The 15,389-nt window shown below is 62.5% G+C and carries 19 protein-coding genes and 1 riboswitch; of the genes, 10 read left to right on the top strand and 9 right to left on the bottom strand.

The annotated features are described in order from the left end of the window. Positions 1 to 20: 20 nt before the first annotated feature. Positions 21 to 539, bottom strand: a complete 519-nt coding sequence (locus tag VL598_RS14315) for a plasmid fertility inhibition factor family protein (protein ID WP_325327386.1) — start codon at positions 537 to 539, stop codon at positions 21 to 23. Positions 540 to 730: 191 nt separating this feature from the next. On the opposite strand from VL598_RS14315, the gene VL598_RS14320 reads away from it, so the two are divergent. After that, positions 731 to 1,543 (top strand): crotonase/enoyl-CoA hydratase family protein, encoded by an 813-nt coding sequence (locus tag VL598_RS14320; protein WP_325327387.1) that lies wholly within the window; start codon positions 731 to 733, stop codon positions 1,541 to 1,543. A 43-nt stretch (positions 1,544 to 1,586) separates the two neighbouring features. Here the strand turns inward: VL598_RS14320 and hmgA are convergent, their stop codons facing one another. Then, on the bottom strand, positions 1,587 to 2,924 hold the full coding sequence (gene hmgA / locus VL598_RS14325) for a homogentisate 1,2-dioxygenase (RefSeq protein ID WP_325327388.1): 1,338 nt from the start codon (positions 2,922 to 2,924) through the stop codon (positions 1,587 to 1,589). 365 nt (positions 2,925 to 3,289) lie between these two features. Here hmgA and VL598_RS14330 point away from each other — a divergent pair, with 365 nt between their 5' ends. From VL598_RS14330 to VL598_RS14350, 5 genes are all read left to right on the top strand, one after another. Then, positions 3,290 to 4,159, top strand: a complete 870-nt coding sequence (locus VL598_RS14330; RefSeq protein ID WP_325327389.1) for an EAL domain-containing protein — start codon at positions 3,290 to 3,292, stop codon at positions 4,157 to 4,159. A 92-nt stretch (positions 4,160 to 4,251) separates the two neighbouring features. Continuing rightward, positions 4,252 to 5,442, top strand: coding sequence for an acyl-CoA dehydrogenase (locus tag VL598_RS14335; protein ID WP_325327390.1), 1,191 nt, complete (start codon positions 4,252 to 4,254; stop codon positions 5,440 to 5,442). A gap of 303 nt (positions 5,443 to 5,745) precedes the next feature. Beyond that, positions 5,746 to 6,048 (top strand): YqjD family protein, encoded by a 303-nt coding sequence (locus tag VL598_RS14340; RefSeq protein ID WP_325327391.1) that lies wholly within the window; start codon positions 5,746 to 5,748, stop codon positions 6,046 to 6,048. Positions 6,049 to 6,231: 183 nt separating this feature from the next. Beyond that, entirely contained in the window at positions 6,232 to 6,624 is a 393-nt protein-coding gene (locus VL598_RS14345) for a phage holin family protein (RefSeq protein ID WP_325327392.1), read from the top strand. Positions 6,625 to 6,667: 43 nt separating this feature from the next. Then, a complete protein-coding gene (locus VL598_RS14350) occupies positions 6,668 to 7,126 on the top strand; it encodes a hypothetical protein (RefSeq protein WP_325327393.1) in 459 nt (152 codons plus the stop codon). Between the two features lie 209 nt (positions 7,127 to 7,335). On the opposite strand, the gene VL598_RS14355 is transcribed toward VL598_RS14350, so the two are convergent. The 7 genes from VL598_RS14355 to glyA all read right to left on the bottom strand — a co-directional run bounded on the left by VL598_RS14355 (position 7,336) and on the right by glyA (position 12,139). Next, entirely contained in the window at positions 7,336 to 7,818 is a 483-nt protein-coding gene (locus VL598_RS14355; protein WP_325327394.1) for a type IV pilin protein, read from the bottom strand. Continuing rightward, complete coding sequence (locus tag VL598_RS14360) at positions 7,815 to 8,393, bottom strand: hypothetical protein (RefSeq protein WP_325327395.1); 579 nt, start codon at positions 8,391 to 8,393, stop codon at positions 7,815 to 7,817. The genes VL598_RS14355 and VL598_RS14360 overlap by 4 nt, the downstream gene beginning before the upstream one ends. Next, the gene (locus VL598_RS14365) at positions 8,390 to 9,166 is read right to left on the bottom strand and encodes a PilW family protein (protein WP_325327396.1); all 777 of its coding nucleotides are present in this window, start codon (positions 9,164 to 9,166) and stop codon (positions 8,390 to 8,392) included. The genes VL598_RS14360 and VL598_RS14365 overlap by 4 nt, the downstream gene beginning before the upstream one ends. A 49-nt stretch (positions 9,167 to 9,215) precedes the next feature. Then, positions 9,216 to 9,656 (bottom strand): prepilin-type N-terminal cleavage/methylation domain-containing protein, encoded by a 441-nt coding sequence (locus tag VL598_RS14370; protein ID WP_325327397.1) that lies wholly within the window; start codon positions 9,654 to 9,656, stop codon positions 9,216 to 9,218. Further along, positions 9,653 to 10,243 carry a GspH/FimT family pseudopilin gene (locus VL598_RS14375; RefSeq protein WP_325327398.1) on the bottom strand — a complete coding sequence of 197 codons (591 nt, stop codon included), beginning with the start codon at positions 10,241 to 10,243 and terminating at the stop codon, positions 9,653 to 9,655. The genes VL598_RS14370 and VL598_RS14375 overlap by 4 nt, the downstream gene beginning before the upstream one ends. Positions 10,244 to 10,402: 159 nt before the next feature. Then, positions 10,403 to 10,885, bottom strand: a complete 483-nt coding sequence (gene nrdR, locus VL598_RS14380) for a transcriptional regulator NrdR (protein ID WP_325327399.1) — start codon at positions 10,883 to 10,885, stop codon at positions 10,403 to 10,405. 6 nt (positions 10,886 to 10,891) lie between these two features. Further along, entirely contained in the window at positions 10,892 to 12,139 is a 1,248-nt protein-coding gene (gene glyA / locus VL598_RS14385) for a serine hydroxymethyltransferase (protein ID WP_325327400.1), read from the bottom strand. Positions 12,140 to 12,325: 186 nt separating this feature from the next. Further along, positions 12,326 to 12,425: riboswitch (ZMP/ZTP riboswitch) on the bottom strand. A 282-nt stretch (positions 12,426 to 12,707) separates the two neighbouring features. Between glyA and ydfG the strand changes: the two genes are divergently transcribed. The 4 genes from ydfG to VL598_RS14405 all read left to right on the top strand — a co-directional run. Continuing rightward, entirely contained in the window at positions 12,708 to 13,454 is a 747-nt protein-coding gene (ydfG, locus tag VL598_RS14390) for a bifunctional NADP-dependent 3-hydroxy acid dehydrogenase/3-hydroxypropionate dehydrogenase YdfG (protein WP_325327401.1), read from the top strand. A gap of 206 nt (positions 13,455 to 13,660) precedes the next feature. After that, the gene (gene ybgC / locus VL598_RS14395; RefSeq protein ID WP_325327402.1) at positions 13,661 to 14,146 is read left to right on the top strand and encodes a tol-pal system-associated acyl-CoA thioesterase; all 486 of its coding nucleotides are present in this window, start codon (positions 13,661 to 13,663) and stop codon (positions 14,144 to 14,146) included. A 151-nt stretch (positions 14,147 to 14,297) separates the two neighbouring features. After that, entirely contained in the window at positions 14,298 to 14,975 is a 678-nt protein-coding gene (gene tolQ, locus VL598_RS14400) for a protein TolQ (protein ID WP_325327403.1), read from the top strand. Between the two features lie 10 nt (positions 14,976 to 14,985). Next, a partial coding sequence (locus tag VL598_RS14405) for an ExbD/TolR family protein (protein ID WP_325327404.1) occupies positions 14,986 to 15,389 on the top strand: 404 nt, incomplete at its 3' end.

Genomic DNA, 15,389 nt, shown 5'->3' on the forward strand with positions numbered 1-15,389 from the left:
AATACCCCGCCGAGCGTCGTTCATTGCGGCACGGCAACCGATTCCGACGCGCCGCAAAGCGCCATGAGCAGGGATGCTTCGCGCTCGTGGACCTCGACGGGGAAAGACCGTGCGCCCGCATGAGCGAGATAGCGCGCCCGATGCTGTCCGTTACGAAACGACACCACGCCCACATGTTCCAACCCCAGCATGCCAAGCAGACCCCGTGCCCGGCGCCGCACGATGGTGACGTAGGGCATGGTCGGCATGCGCGGGTTGTCCGGGTCGAGAAACTCGCGGATGCCGCGGGCCTTTCCCCCGTGCCACTGACCGACAGGCGGCAGCACATAATCGGTTTCATCTCGCTCCGCGCAGGCCAGCAACTTGACCGCGTCCACCACGACGACGCGATGGCGTCGATCCTGCTCATGGGCAAACACGCGCCTGAGGCACACACGGTCATAGTACGGATGGTGGTCGTGCAGAGGGACGACCCAGACGGGCTCGGAATCGGTCGCGGCCGCGCGGGCAGCCGCAGGAGAAGACGTAGGGGTAGCCATGGCAAATATCGTTATAGTTAAAGCACCGCAAACGTGATCAAGCGTGCACGCCAATCGCTGTATGCGTGATGCGCGCCAGCTTGCCGGCTTGATGATGACACAATCAAATTACGCAGGCACTGCTTGTTTCGCCAGGCAACACCCAGCGTACTAGGCGCACGAGGCACCGATCATCCCTCAAGGAGACTGCCGTGAATGCCGAGACCGCCGAGACCTTTGGCGAGCACGTCCGGATCGAGCCAAATGGAGCAGTCGCAACGATCGTGCTCGACCGCCCGGATCGACGCAATGCTGTCGACGGAGCGACCGCCGCCGCGCTTTACGCCGCCGTGACTCGCTTTGAAGCCGAGCCGCGCTGGCGCAGCGCCGTCCTGTTCGGCGCCGGCGGCACGTTCTGCGCCGGCGCCGACCTGACAGCGATGAACGATGAGGATCGCCGCAATGCCGTGACGGCGGATGGCAGCGGCCCAGGCCCGATGGGACCGACACGGATCACGTGGACCAAGCCTGTCATTGCAGCCGTCTGCGGCTACGCCGTCGCGGGCGGCCTTGAGTTAGCGGCAATGTGCGACTTGCGCGTTGCTGAAGAGAACGCCGTGTTCGGTGTCTTCTGCCGCCGCTTCGGCGTGCCGCTCATCGATGGCGGCACGATTCGCCTGCCGCGGCTCATTGGATTGTCACGCGCGCTTGACCTGATCCTGACCGGGCGCGCAGTCGACGCACACGAAGCGCTCGCCATCGGGCTCGCCAACCGCGTCGTGCCGGCCGGCACCGCGCGGGCGGAGGCCGAGGCGCTCGCGGCGCAACTCGCCGCGTTTCCTCAGGCGGCACTCGCAGCCGATCGCAAATCGGCATGGTGCAACAGCACGCTCGACGATATGTCCGAAGCGCTGCGCCGTGAGGGGGCGGGCGGCTACCGGGCGCTTATCGATGAGGGGATGGCCGGTGCCGCGCGTTTCGCCACCGGAAAGGGGCGTCACGGCAAGGCCGCCGACACCGTGTAGCCCACGTTCGAGCGGCGCCCTGCGTTTTGCCTGGGCATCACGCTCATTGCCGCTGCGGCTGAAAGTGTTTCGCGAGTCCTTGCCAACATTCGAAATAGCGTGCCTGAAGCTGTGGGCTTTCCAGCGCAAACCGTGTCGGCCGCAGGAGCGTGCGCGTCTCGAACATGAAGGCGAGCGTTTCGGCCACCTTCTGTGGCTGACTCGTATCGCTTGCCGAGGCGCGCTCGAATGTTTGCGCATCAGGACCATGCCCCGACATGCAGTTGTGCAGGCTCACTCCGCCGGGTGAAAAGCCCTCCGCCTTCGCATCGTAGACGCCGTGCACGAGGCCCATGAACTCGCTCGCGACGTTGCGATGGAACCACGGCGGGCGAAACGTATTTTCAGCGGCGAGCCAGCGTGGCGGAAAGATCAGGAAGTCCAGGGCGTCGACACCGGGCGTATCGCTTTGAGCTTGCAGAACCAGAAAAATCGAAGGGTCCGGGTGGTCATAGCTGATCGAGCCGATGGTGTTGAAGCGGCGCAGATCGTACTTATAGGGTGCAAGGTTACCGTGCCATGCGACGACATCGAGCGGCGAATGATCGATGTCGGCGCGCCAAAGCAGACCGTTGAGCTTGGCCACCAGCTCGAAGCGCCCTTCACGATCCTCGTAAGCCGCGTGCGGCGCAAGAAAATCGCGCGCGTTGGCCAGGCCGTTCGAGCCGATCGGCCCGAGGTCCGGCAGGCGCAGCAACGCGCCGAAGTTCTCGCAGACGTAGCCACGCGCCAGCGAGTCCGGCAGCGACACTGAGAAACGTATGCCGCGCGGCACCACCGCGATTTCGCACGGCTCGACATCGAGGCGCCCTAGCTCGGTATCGATCGAGAGACGCCCAAGCTGCGGCACGATCAGCAGCTCACCATCCGCGCTGTAAAAAAATCGATCCCGCATCGAACGATTCGCCGCATACCAATGAATGGCGCAGCCGGACATCGCGGCGGCGGAGCCGTTGCCTGCCATCGTCACCAGTCCATCGACGAAGTCAGTCGGCGCATCCGGCAACGGCAGCGGATCCCAACGCAGCTGGTTGGGGGACGTAGGCGGCACGTCCGCAAAATTTGCCGTCAGTCGCGGTGGCTCGCCCGCACGAGGCTCAATTAGCGCAAACGGCTGATGGACGGCGGCCGGGCGGATACGGTAGAGCCACGAGCGGCGATTATGCGCACGCGGCGCGGTGAACGCCGTGCCCGACAACTGCTCGGCATAAAGACCATACGGCGCCCGCTGCGGCGAGTTGCGGCCGACGGGCAGCGCTCCGGGCAACGCCTCGGTGGCGAACTCGTTCGCGAAGCCGGATTGGTAGCCGAGATGCATCTCATCGCCTGATCGCTGCTGCATTGCTCGATTCTCCTGTCAAAGGCCGTCTGCATGAGACGGGCAAGGATCCTTGTTGGACATTCACCCGCGCTACGCGCGAGCGCTATCCATTCAAAGCCAAAGCGACACGAACAAACATATCGATCAGCCATGCCAAAGCATGGACGGTGCCGTGCCGAGCGAGGCATACAATTCACAAGGGATGCCTCGGTGTGTTCGGCACACCGCTCAACAACAGCGTTTCCCGATCGTAAAATTAATTTCCTCTTATCGAATTAACGTAAACCCGATACGGTGCCATGAGCCAGCATGTCTATCAGTAACCGGTCCAAGCCCACGGCGTTCTGGCTGCCCTCCTCGCGACGGTGCGGCCATCCGGCCCTTTCATGAACCAGCCAACCATTTCCTCGCTCATCGAGCAAGCCTGCGTCCATCCCTTCCTGCACGAGCATCTTTCCGTCGACGCCCTCTCGCCGTCCGGTTATGCCCACGCGCAACTGCAAGACTTGCGCATCGAAAGCGGATATCAGCCCATCTTCGATGTCAGCATGGGCGGCATTCAGACGCTTTGGTCCTCACCGGAAAGTGCGGATCGCTTCGGCGACGAGCTCGGTTTCCACGCGCTAACGCTGCAACCGGGTGGCATATCGTTCGACCCGTTCGAAAACACGAACGACAACCACGAGCTCATCGCACTCGATCGGCTCGTACGCACGCTGCATGCGATCAACTTCTTCGGCAGCCAGCGACGCGGGCTCCTGTTCTTGCCCGTGCACGATCAGCTTTTGAAGAGCGTGATACGCGATCATGGCCAGCACTTCTCATCGGTGCTGGTTTCGCTCGGATTAAACCCGTCTCGTATCGCGATCGAGCTGCCGGGCACCGCCGTCGCACATCGAACGTTTCTCGACTGTCTGACGAAAAGTTATCGGCACTATGGCTTCAAGGTAGCGGGCAATCTGCCCAACGCAGGACACATCATGACGGTATCGGATACGGCGCGACTCGATTTTCTGAGAATCGACGGCCCGGCCGTGCTAAGGGATTCAATGGTCAGGCCGCTCATCGCGTATGCAAACCGACTGCAGATTCCGCTGATTTTCGACCGCATCGCAACGGCCGCTGAGTTCAATGTGCTGCAACAATTCGGGGCACGCTTCGTGCAAGGGCCACTCTTCGAACCGCAGACCTCAAGCACAACCGAACAACTGCATCCCGATTCAATCGCCCGAGAACCGGCTGAGCCGCCGCATTGACGCAGCGTGCAATCTCGCCCAAGGCTGAGCGTCTTATGGATGTGGAAAGGGGCGACTGCTACACTGGCGCGATCGGGAAACAGGAGGACGCAATGGCCGAAACAAGCCGGTTTCATTGGGACGATCCGTTGCTCTTGAACGAGCAACTGACCGATGAGGAACGCATGGTGCGCGACGCTGCCCGCGCGTATGCGCAAGACAAGCTGCTGCCGCGCGTGACGGACGCGTTTCGGCACGAGCGCGTTGATGTTGGAATCTTTCGGGAAATGGGCGAACTCGGATTGCTCGGTCCGACCATCCCCGAGCAGTACGGCGGGCCAGGACTCAACTACGTGAGTTACGGCCTCGTTGCACGCGAGATCGAGCGCATCGACTCCGGTTATCGTTCGATGATGTCGGTGCAGTCTTCGCTGGTCATGGTGCCCATCTTCGAGTTCGGCTCTGCCGCGCAAAAGGCCAAGTATTTGCCGAAGCTCGCTACGGGCGAATGGATCGGCTGCTTCGGTCTGACCGAGCCCAACCACGGCTCCGATCCCGCCGGCATGACGACGTGGGCTCGCAAGGTCGACGGCGGCTATTCGCTCTCGGGCCAGAAGATGTGGATCACGAACTCCCCGATTGCGGACGTCTTTCTGGTATGGGCCAAGGTGGACGAGGGCGGCGAGGACGCGATCCGCGGCTTCATTCTCGAAAAGGGCTGGCCGGGACTCAGTGCGCCCGCGATCCACGGCAAAATCGGTCTGCGCACCTCGATCACGGGAGAAATCGTTCTCGACGAGGTCTTCGTGCCGCACGAGAACATGCTGCCCGACGTACGCGGGCTGCGTGGCCCGTTCACGTGCCTGAACTCCGCGCGCTACGGTATCGCTTGGGGCGCGCTGGGTGCGGCGGAGTCGTGCTGGCATACCGCGCGGCAATACGTGCTTGAGCGCAAGCAGTTCGGCCGTCCGCTCGCCGCAAATCAGTTGATTCAGAAAAAACTCGCCGACATGCAGACCGAAATCACCATGGGCTTACAAGGCGTGCTGCGCCTCGGCCGCATGAAGGACGAAGGCACGGCCGCGCCCGAGATCACGTCGATCATGAAGCGCAATTCTTGCGGCAAGGCACTCGATATCGCACGCCTTGCGCGCGACATGCTCGGTGGCAACGGCATCTCGGACGAGTTCGGCGTGGCCCGGCATCTTGTCAATCTCGAGGTCGTGAACACCTATGAAGGCACGCACGACATCCACGCTCTCATCCTCGGGCGCGCGCAAACGGGCATTCAGGCATTCTTTTGACGCATGCCACTGTCGGCAACCTTCGTTGCAAAGGCTCGCCCGCGTGCTGCGCGGGCAAGCTCCCAAGTTGGGTTGCAGAACTCAGCGCCTCACCGTTAGCTTGAATTTGTGCGTTTGTAAATTCGTCCGGCGCCGGCGAAGCTCCTTGCTTGTTGCCCATCTGTTCACGTGCGCACACGACTCAGGCATGCGTTATGGTGTCCTTCCGGGAATGCATTCTGCGTGGCCCGCAGTGTAGCGTCTGCCCGGCGGCTATCGTATCTTTGGTAGCATGCTCGAATGGATGCGAATTAGGGGGATCTAATGTCAGAAGTGAACAAGGAGAGATTAATGTCCGATATCAGAACTGTTCTCGCCGATGCGGAAGACCTTTTGAAGCAGGCAGCGAGCGCCACTGGCGAACGTGCTTCCGAGCTGCGCGAGACGGCACTCAGCCGGCTCAAGCAGGCAAAAGAGAAGGCAGCCGACATGCAAGTCGTCGTCGTCGAAAGAGGCAAGAAGGCCGTGCGCGCCACGGACGACTACGTCCACGAGCATCCATGGACAGCGATCGGCGTTGCGGCAGGCATTGGCGTGCTGGTGGGACTTCTGATCAACCGCAGATAAACCAACCTGCCCGCACACAGAGTGCCGCAGAGTCCGAATGGGCCCGCTCGACGTTGCGCCGGCCTGGTCGCGCCGGCTCGTCCCGTAAAGGCGCATACTCAACATGCCTGTCTGGATGTTGCCGTCCGCCGCCATTTGCTCGCGGCTCAAATGCTGATCGTCACGCGCTGATCGCTCTACTCCATGTCAAACGACTCACAATCGCCACATGCATCGAACGAGCTCGGCCCGTTGCGCCGCATGCTCGGATCGATCGTTGCCCTGCTGCATACCCGGTTCGAGCTGATCGGCATTGAGCTTGCCGAGGAACGAGAGCGTGTGATTGCCGTCCTGTTCCTCGGGCTCGTCGCGGCCATTTTTGCGATGATGGCACTGATCAGCCTGACGGCGCTTATCGCTGTGGCTTTCTGGGACACGTATCGTTGGCAGGTACTCGCCGGCATCACCGTCGTCTATCTGATCGGCGCGCTGGTATGTGCGCTGAGGGCGCGCAGCGGCCTCAATAGTGCTCCGATCTTCTTCCAGACGACGCTCAGCGAATTCGAAAAAGATCGCGACATGTTTCGCGAGCCGTAAAGGAAGCGCGCCGGCTGCCTTCTCCGACCTCACGCACCGAGCCATGAGCCAATCGACCTCGCGCAACACGACGCCCCGCCCGCAGTCACCCGTTCGAAGCCCGAGTTCGCCCCAGATGCGGGCGATACGCAAAGAGTTGCTGCTTCTGCGCGCGGAGGTGGAGCGCGCGGAGTTCACGCGAGCGCGGGCGGATTTGAATCACAGCATGCACCGATTCGGCTGGCTCAAACTGCTATTGCCGCGCTTTGCGGGCTCGAAGGTTCGAGATTCCGGCAAAGGCATTCAGGCGACGATCAGCGACTGGGCGAATAACCCGCTTGTCGGCTCGCTTATCTCGTTGCTATTGGCGAAGCCGCTTCGCTCAACGCTTAAAGCCGGCAGCAAGCCGCTTTTGAAGTGGGGGGCGCTCGGCATGGCCGCTTGGACGGGCGTGCGACTGCTGGCGAGAGCGGCCGGTCGAAAACGCGTCAAACAGCCCGTTGAAGCGGACAGCACCGAATAAACGAAGCCGCGGTGCTTCCGCGGTCCAACGCACATCGGCTGAGTATCTGTTCCACCTCGGCAGGCCTCTCGGCTCCGCTTTGGGGTGTCGTGCTTTAGCACTCGCTTCGCGCTCTCATGTCGGACCTTGCGTTTTGGGGCTCCCGGCTTGTCGCTCTCATGGCATTGGATTGATTGCGGCTCACGGTGAACGAGTCGTTATCTGCGCATTCAGGCACGCCCGGCCCAGCAATGCGCCTCCGGCGGCACATAGCCAGAGGCGGAGCGGTTAAATCGCTTGCCCGTAGCATTGAGCACGAACGTTCCACACGCATCATCGCGCATCGGCCCGGATTCCACAGGCAAAGCTTCCAGTGTGTAGCCGCCGTTCCCCGGGGCTCCCGACGAAACGCGCAGCCGATAAACGGGCACGCCGTGAGATGGCACTTGGTCGAGACCCGCCGGCAGCCGCTCATGATTCAGACCGGGATGGCCCTCGCCTGCCTCGGCTTCCAAAAATTGCGCTGCGCGATAGAGTGCGGTCACCACCGCCATACGATGTCCGCGAGCCACGTGGCGCACGTGGTTGGGGACCGCATACGCTGCCACGACGGCGACGATCGCCAGTGCGATCACGACCTCGAGTAACGAAAATGCCCTCTCTGTGTGCCTGCCTGCAGCAACGTGAACGAAAGCGCCCGCGACTCGCATCATTGCCCCCTCGCCACAATGCGCCGCCAGCGCCGCTCCTCGGTGCCGCCCTCGCGCACGATGATGAGCTGCAGCCATGCCTCGGCCGTCTCATCGGCACCGAATCCCCTTGCAGTCACCCAGTGCGCCCGTGCTTGCGGGCGCTGAGGAAGCCGCCCGCTCTCGATAACGCATTGCGGCGGCCTTGCCGACCCGGGCCACCGCGGCAACGGCACAAAAGCTGCGGGTGTATCGAAAATCCCAGGTTGCCGCGACGCGGGTCGTTCTCCCGCCTCGGCAGCGCGAGCGACGACCGGCGCAATACCGGCGTCAAGCGCCTCGACGCAGAGCGATAGCGCGGCATCCGCTGCGCTCGCGGCACGCAGATGATCGCCAACATGCCGCGCTCGACGCACCGAGGCAATGGATGCGTCGAGCGATGCCACCGACGTCGCGAGCATCGTCGATGCGAGAAGAAGAACCACCGGCAGCGCCGCGCCGCGCTGTCGGCGCACATCCGTGCTCACGCGCCGCGCGTTGGTCCCCGCATCAGTCCCGGCCTCGCACCCGTGGCGCGGAAAAGTGGAAACGGCATTCATCCAGCGCGCTCCTGATTGCGTATGGCAACGCGTCGCGAAAACGCCTGCCGCGCGTGGCCGTCGGGACTCGACATCGTAGTGCCGTCGCAACCGACATAGCGATGCCGGGATGCGGTTTGCGCACCTCGCACAAGCACGCACACGTCGACTGCAACGACATCGGACCAAGCCCCCGCTGCGGGCATCGACGGCGCTTGAACCGAAGCGGTCGCGCCAAGCATCCAGTACCGTATGTCTAGTCGCTCAATGCCTCCAACGAGGGGTTGAGGCTTACCGCCCCCGTTGCCTTGACAGTACAGTTCCGGCTGCCCGGCTTCACTCACCGCGACGTAGAACCGGTTGACGATAAGGGCAGGCCCTGAGCTTGTCCCGACGCCCTGCCCGAGGCAGTCCGTAGACTGCAATGACGCCCGGCTCACCCAAGTTGAGAGGCCGTCGTCAACATAACGGACGACGATGTCATGTGAGCCCGCCAGGGTTGGTGGGCACGAAGATGAGCCGTTGTCATTTGCCAGTGCGCCGGTGCTGCAGACGACACTCGATTCGATGCCCAGGGGCACAGATTCGCTGAAGGCAACACCCGCCTCCTCCACCGGCATGAAGCCTGCCATTTCGATTTGCTGACCGATCATCAGCAGCGCAGCCATGCCTGCGTCGTGCATCGAAGCGGTATCTGCTGCCTGCGTCGACGCTTTGCGCTGAGCCTGGTACAACAACGCGGAAGTGCCGACAATGACGATACCCAGCGCTGCGGCCACCAGTAGCTCGACCAAGCTGTGCCCGCGACAGTGTGAATCGCGGGCACGGCCCGCGCGCTTTTCGTTACGGAGCACGTCCCGCCTCGCGAACGAAAGGAACGCAGAGACAAGCGACGCCGGCGGCCGTTAAGCCTGAGCTCCCGCAGCCGTCCCACATGAAGTGCGACGTCCGGCTCTCGGGACGAGATGCAGCCCATTGCACCATAGCAAGCGCGATCCCCGGCGCATGGTCGACAATCGAAATCTCCGCACCCGGTAAAGCCAATGCAGCGCGAGCTCTCCATTGAGAGAGCGCATGCGTGCCTGCAACGCGATCGCGCATGGACTCGGCGACCGATAAGGCAATCACGAGCGCCTGCTCTCGTTGCGCCACCGTTCGCTCGATGCCGGCCGCCTGCAATTGACTCACCATCGCTCCCGTCATCGCCACGGCGGCGAGCGCGAGTGCAATGAGTACTTCGAGCAATGAGCTGCCTGCCTGCGCGCGGAGTGCTCCCGACGTCATGCGCCGTTCCGGCAAGCACCCTTGGCCACGCGCGCACGACCGCCGGCGGCAATCGCAATGCAGCGGCGCCCATCGTTTGGGCCGAGAATCGCCGTATCGCGCTCGGGCGCAATATCGAAACTGCGAAACCCGCCGATCACTTGGCCGGCCGGGGGCGAGAACCGGATTTCATTCGCCGCGCCCCGAATGACGACCGAGTCTGTGTGCGGCTGCGTGCGCAGCACTGCGCGGCCCGTTAGTGCATTGGGCGCATCGGCTACGACCGCCCAGCCGCTGGCCCAATCCGCGGAGCCCGAATTGCGGCCACCTCGCGCCGGCAGACAACGCTCCTCTCGATCGAGCAGGCAGATGCTCACCGGCTCGCCGCGACGAATGGCTTCACTCCTCGCAAAGGCGAGGCTCGCACGCAACGCTTGCGCACCTGCATCCACGCGATCGCGCGCTCGCCACTCGACGAACGAGGGTGCGGCCATGGCAGCCAATAGCGCGGTAAGCGCACCAACGACCGCCGTTTCGACAAGCGTGTATCCGCGCTGTCGCCGCGCACGCCTGCCATGCTGGCTGCGCAGACCTGACCTTTGCCGCATAACGATGCTCCCGTGATTCGATGTGAGCAATGTAGCGGGCGAGCGACGCCATCGCCATCGTCCGTTCGGCCGAATGGCGAAGAGGCATGTAGGTGCGCGACGATAGGGCGTCAGCTCAACGAGTGACGAGTGGGAGAAAGCATGAGGCGATCGGAAGACTCAGCGTTTGCGCGACGGCTTGGCCGACTGAGGGAGACGGCGAAACTCTTCAATGACGTCCTCGAATTCGGACACATCCTCGAAACGCCAATAAACGGAAGCGAAGCGGACATAAGCAATAGTGTCGAGCTGGCGCAGCTCGTTCATTACGAGCTCTCCGAGCCGCTCGCTGCGCACTTCCCGCTCGCCACTTCCAAGCAGTTGATATTCGATGCGCGCCACCGCCGCATCGATCGCCTCGGCAGCCACCGGCCGTTTTCTCAGCGCCAACCGCATGCTCGCGGCGATCTTGCGGCGATCGAAATCGGTCCGGCTGCCATCCTTCTTGACGACCGACGGCAGCATCAGCTCAACCCGCTCGTACGTCGTAAAACGTTTGTCGCAGGCCGGGCAGCGGCGCCGGCGCCGAATCGCCGCGCCGTCCTCGGCCACGCGCGAATCGGCGACCTGCGTGTCTTCGTGCCGGCAGAAAGGGCAGCGCATGGCGAATTAACGATAGACCGGGAAGCGCCTCGTCAACTCGGCGACCTGCGCACGCACGCGCTCGATCGTCGAAGTATCTTCCGGGTTGTCGAGCACGTCAGCGATCAAGTTGCCGACCTGTTCGGCTTCTTGCACGCCAAAGCCGCGTGTAGTCATCGCCGGCGAACCGAGACGAATGCCGCTCGTAACGAACGGCTTTTCAGGATCGTTCGGAATCGAGTTTTTGTTGACGGTAATGTGCGCCGCACCGAGGGCCGCCTCGGCTGCCTTGCCCGTAATCTGCTTCGCGCGAAGATCGACCAGCATCACATGGCTTTCCGTACGTCCCGAAACGATCCGCAATCCCCGAGTGACGAGCGTTTCGGCCAGCACACGCGCATTCTCGACCACCTGCTGCTGGTAGGCCTTGAACTCAGGCGCCATGGCTTCCTTGAATGCAACCGCCTTTGCAGCGATCACATGCATGAGCGGGCCGCCCTGAATACCTGGGAAGATCGAAGAATTGATCGCCTTTTCGTGCTCGGCCTTCATGAGAATGACGCCGCCGCGCGGGCCGCGAAGGCTCTTGTGCGTCGTGGTCGTCACAAAATCCGCGTGGGGCACCGGGTTCGGATAGACGCCGGCGGCAACCAAACCCGCGTAGTGCGCCATATCGACCATCAAGTAGGCTCCGCACGACTTGGCAATCGCCGCGAGGCGCTCAAAGTCGATTCGCAGGGAGAACGCAGACGCCCCACCGATAATCAGCTTCGGCTTGTGTTCTTTGGCGAGCTTTTCGGCGGCCTCGTAGTCGATGTCCTCGGCTTCGTTCAAGCCATAGCTCACGACGTTGAACCATTTGCCCGACATGTTGACGGGCGAGCCGTGCGTCAAGTGGCCGCCGTGGGCGAGATTCATCCCCATGATCGTGTCGCCCGGCTTGAGCATCGCGAAGTAGACGCCCTGGTTCGCCTGCGAGCCCGAGTTCGGCTGTACGTTTGCCGCCTCCGCACCGAAGAGCGCCTTCACGCGTTCGATTGCGAGTTGCTCGACAACGTCGACATACTCGCAACCGCCGTAATAGCGCTTGCCGGGATAACCCTCGGCGTACTTGTTCGTCAACTGCGAACCCTGGGCTGCCATCACCGCCGGGCTCGTGTAGTTTTCGGACGCGATCAGTTCGATGTGATCTTCCTGACGACGGTTTTCCTGCTCAATCGCCTGCCAAACCTCGGGATCGACGGTTGCAATGGTGCTTTGGGCTCTGTCAAACATACGGCTTCCGTTAAGGGTGTACAGGTTGGCCGAATCGCGCGAACACAACGATCGCGCGGAAACAACATCACAGTCGTACGCTTCGCGCTCATTGCGCGTCTGCAGCGGCGGAGCAAGTCCAGACGTGGCGGAAAGTCCGATACGCGGGCAAGGCAGCCGCCAGCGGCGCGAACGAGGCGCGCGGCACTCGGCTGCCCAGGCGAACGGCAAAACGGCACCTTGCGCTTCACGGTGGGGCGCTCCACCTCAACCCCGAAGGGTGTTATCGCCAGTCACGCAAGGAGTGAACTCGTTAGTGTATTGGAAGCGAACTCAATAGGCAATTCCGTGCCTTTACCCTTCACGTGCCTCAGCACACGCAACCGCCGCCGCCGCCCGGCGAACGGGTCGGACGGCCACGCGGCATGCGTCCCCAGCCCAAAGCCCCGACGAAAGCGGGGTGCGCAACTCGCATCGCCAAAACGGCAGCGCGGTTATCATCGCGAGTCGTTTCCCATGCATCGGCGCAGTTCGTGCTGCAACGCAGCAAATCAACCAGCTCGCCGAGTGTCATCAGCCAGGAGTAGCAATGATTGTTTTCGTTACGGGCGCGTCCGCCGGCTTCGGCGCCGCCATCGCCCGCACCTTCGTCAAAGGCGGCCACCGTGTGATCGCGACGGCTCGCCGTCTCGACCGCCTGGAAGAGCTTGCGAAGGAGCTCGGCCCGGCGCTGTTGCCGATCGATGTCGACGTGCGCGACCGCGCAGCCGTTGAAGCCGTGCCGAGCCGCCTGCCCGCCGAGTTTGCCGACGTCGATGTGCTCGTCAACAATGCGGGCCTCGCACTGGGGCTCGAGCCAGCACAGCGTAGCAATCTCGATGACTGGCAACAAATGATCGACACGAACTGCACGGGCCTCGTCACGATGACGCGCGTGCTGCTGCCGGGCATGGTCGAGCGCAATCGAGGCCACGTCGTCAACCTGGGCTCGACCGCGGGCAACTGGCCATACGCGGGCGGCAACGTCTATGGGGCGACCAAAGCGTTTGTGCACCAATTCAGCCTGAATCTGCGCACGGACCTCGCCGGAACGGCTGTACGCGTCACCGACGTCGCGCCCGGCCTGTGCGGCGGAACCGAATTCTCAAACGTCCGTTTCAAGGGTGACGACGAAAAGGCAGCCGGCATCTACCGCGATGTCCAAGCGCTCACGGCAGAAGACATCGCTGAGTCGATCTACTGGATTACGACGCGTCCGGCCCATGTGAACATCAATTCGATCGAACTGATGCCGGTCGCGCAGTCGTTCGCCGGCTTGTCGATCCACCGAGGCTAAAAACGCGGGCATGGAGCGGGGCTCAGGTTGCACCCGCCGGCTCCAGCCCCATCCGCGCGCTCAAGCCACGCGCGCGGTCACCCTGCCCTGGCGACGCCCGCCCCGCTTCACGAGTACGCGCACCGCGCCAACAGCTAAAGACGCCTGCACAGAAAACAACAGCGGCCAATTTTCATTTTTGAGACGCGCGCGTCGGTTCCGGTAGAATGCCCGGCATGAATATGCCTACCAGCCGAACCAAGGCGGAATTCGGCTTCATTTGGCCGGTTCGCGTCTACTACGAAGACACCGATGCGGGCGGCATCGTCTTCTACGCGAACTATCTGAAATACTTCGAGCGGGCACGCACCGAATGGCTGCGCGCCTGTGAGATCGATCAATGCCGTCTCGACGCCGAAGCAGGACTCATTTTTGTGGTTCGCAGCGCGGCGCTCGATTACCGGGCCGCGGCGCGGCTGGACGACCTTCTCACAATCGGGAGCCGCATCGAGCGGCTCGGTGGTGCGAGCGTAGAGTTCATGCAGGAAGCATGGCGCGGCGACGAGCTGCTGGCAACGGGCTCGATCCGCGTTGCCTGTGTCGCCCGCGCAACGCTCAAGCCAGTCCCGCTACCCTCGCCAGTGCGCGCCGCGCTAAGCCGCGGAGCGTGCGTCGACACAGTTCTGTCAACGGTTAACGCACAAATCCGTTGAGTGTACGTCAATGAACTTGTATTGTCCGCATCGGTACAAAGAAAGGATTTGGCGCTTTTTGGCCGATACTTTCAATTTCCCGACTGCGGTGATTGTCGGTTGTTGAACTTGCAGCGAAACGCGCCCTTGAGGACGCACCAGCAGAACATTTATGAGCAACGCACAAGACTTATCGATTGTTTCACTCGTTTTGAATGCCAGCGTCCTTGCCCAGGCGGTGATGGGGCTTCTGCTGCTGCTGTCGCTGATGTCGTGGACGTTCATTTTCCGCAAGTGGTTTGCGATACGGCGTGCACGGGCGCAAACTGAACGGTTCGAGCGCGACTTCTGGTCGGGCGGCGATCTACAGGCGCTCTTTCGGAGTGCGGCAAACAACCGCCACACGATAGGTGCGCTCGAAAGAATCTTCGAGTCGGGCATGCGCGAATTCTTGAAGGCGAAGGAAAAGCGGATCACTGACCCCGCCGCGATCCTCGACGGCGCCCGCCGGGCGATGCGCGCCTCGTTTCAGCGGGAAATGGATGTGCTCGAAGCCAACCTGGCGTTTCTCGCCTCGGTCGGCTCGGTGAGCCCCTATATCGGCCTCTTCGGGACGGTATGGGGCATCATGAACGCGTTTCGCGGTCTCGCAAACGTTCAGCAAGCGACGCTCGCCAACGTGGCCCCCGGCATCGCCGAGGCCCTGACGGCAACGGCGATCGGCCTTTTCGCGGCGATCCCGGCCGTGGTCGCGTACAACCGCTACGCGCACGACATCGATCGCCTGGCGATCCGCTTCGAAACGTTTATCGAAGAGTTCTCGAATATTCTGCAGCGCCAGGCGCACTAAGGAGTACGCGATGGCCGGCTCCATCAATCAATCCACTATGCGCGGCGGGCGTCAGCGCCGCGCGATGTCCGACATCAACGTCGTGCCGTATATCGACGTGATGCTGGTGCTGCTCGTGATTTTCATGGTGACGGCGCCACTCGTCGCCCCTTCGATCGTGAATTTGCCGACCGTGGGCGGGGCAGCGCCTCAGCAGCAGACGCCCCCCGTCATCGTCAATATCCGCGCGGACGGCAAGATGAGCGTGCGCTACAAGAACGACGACGGTAGCTCGCAGGAGCAGAAGATGACGCGCGACGACCTCGACGGCTTCCTGAACGATCGTGAGGCATCGCATCCCGATCAGCCCGTCGTGATCGCTGCGGACAAGACGGTGCAATACGACGCTGTCATGAGTGTGATGTCCGATTTGAA

The organism is Trinickia sp., assembly GCF_035492435.1.
In the GTDB taxonomy this organism is placed as follows: domain Bacteria; phylum Pseudomonadota; class Gammaproteobacteria; order Burkholderiales; family Burkholderiaceae; genus Trinickia.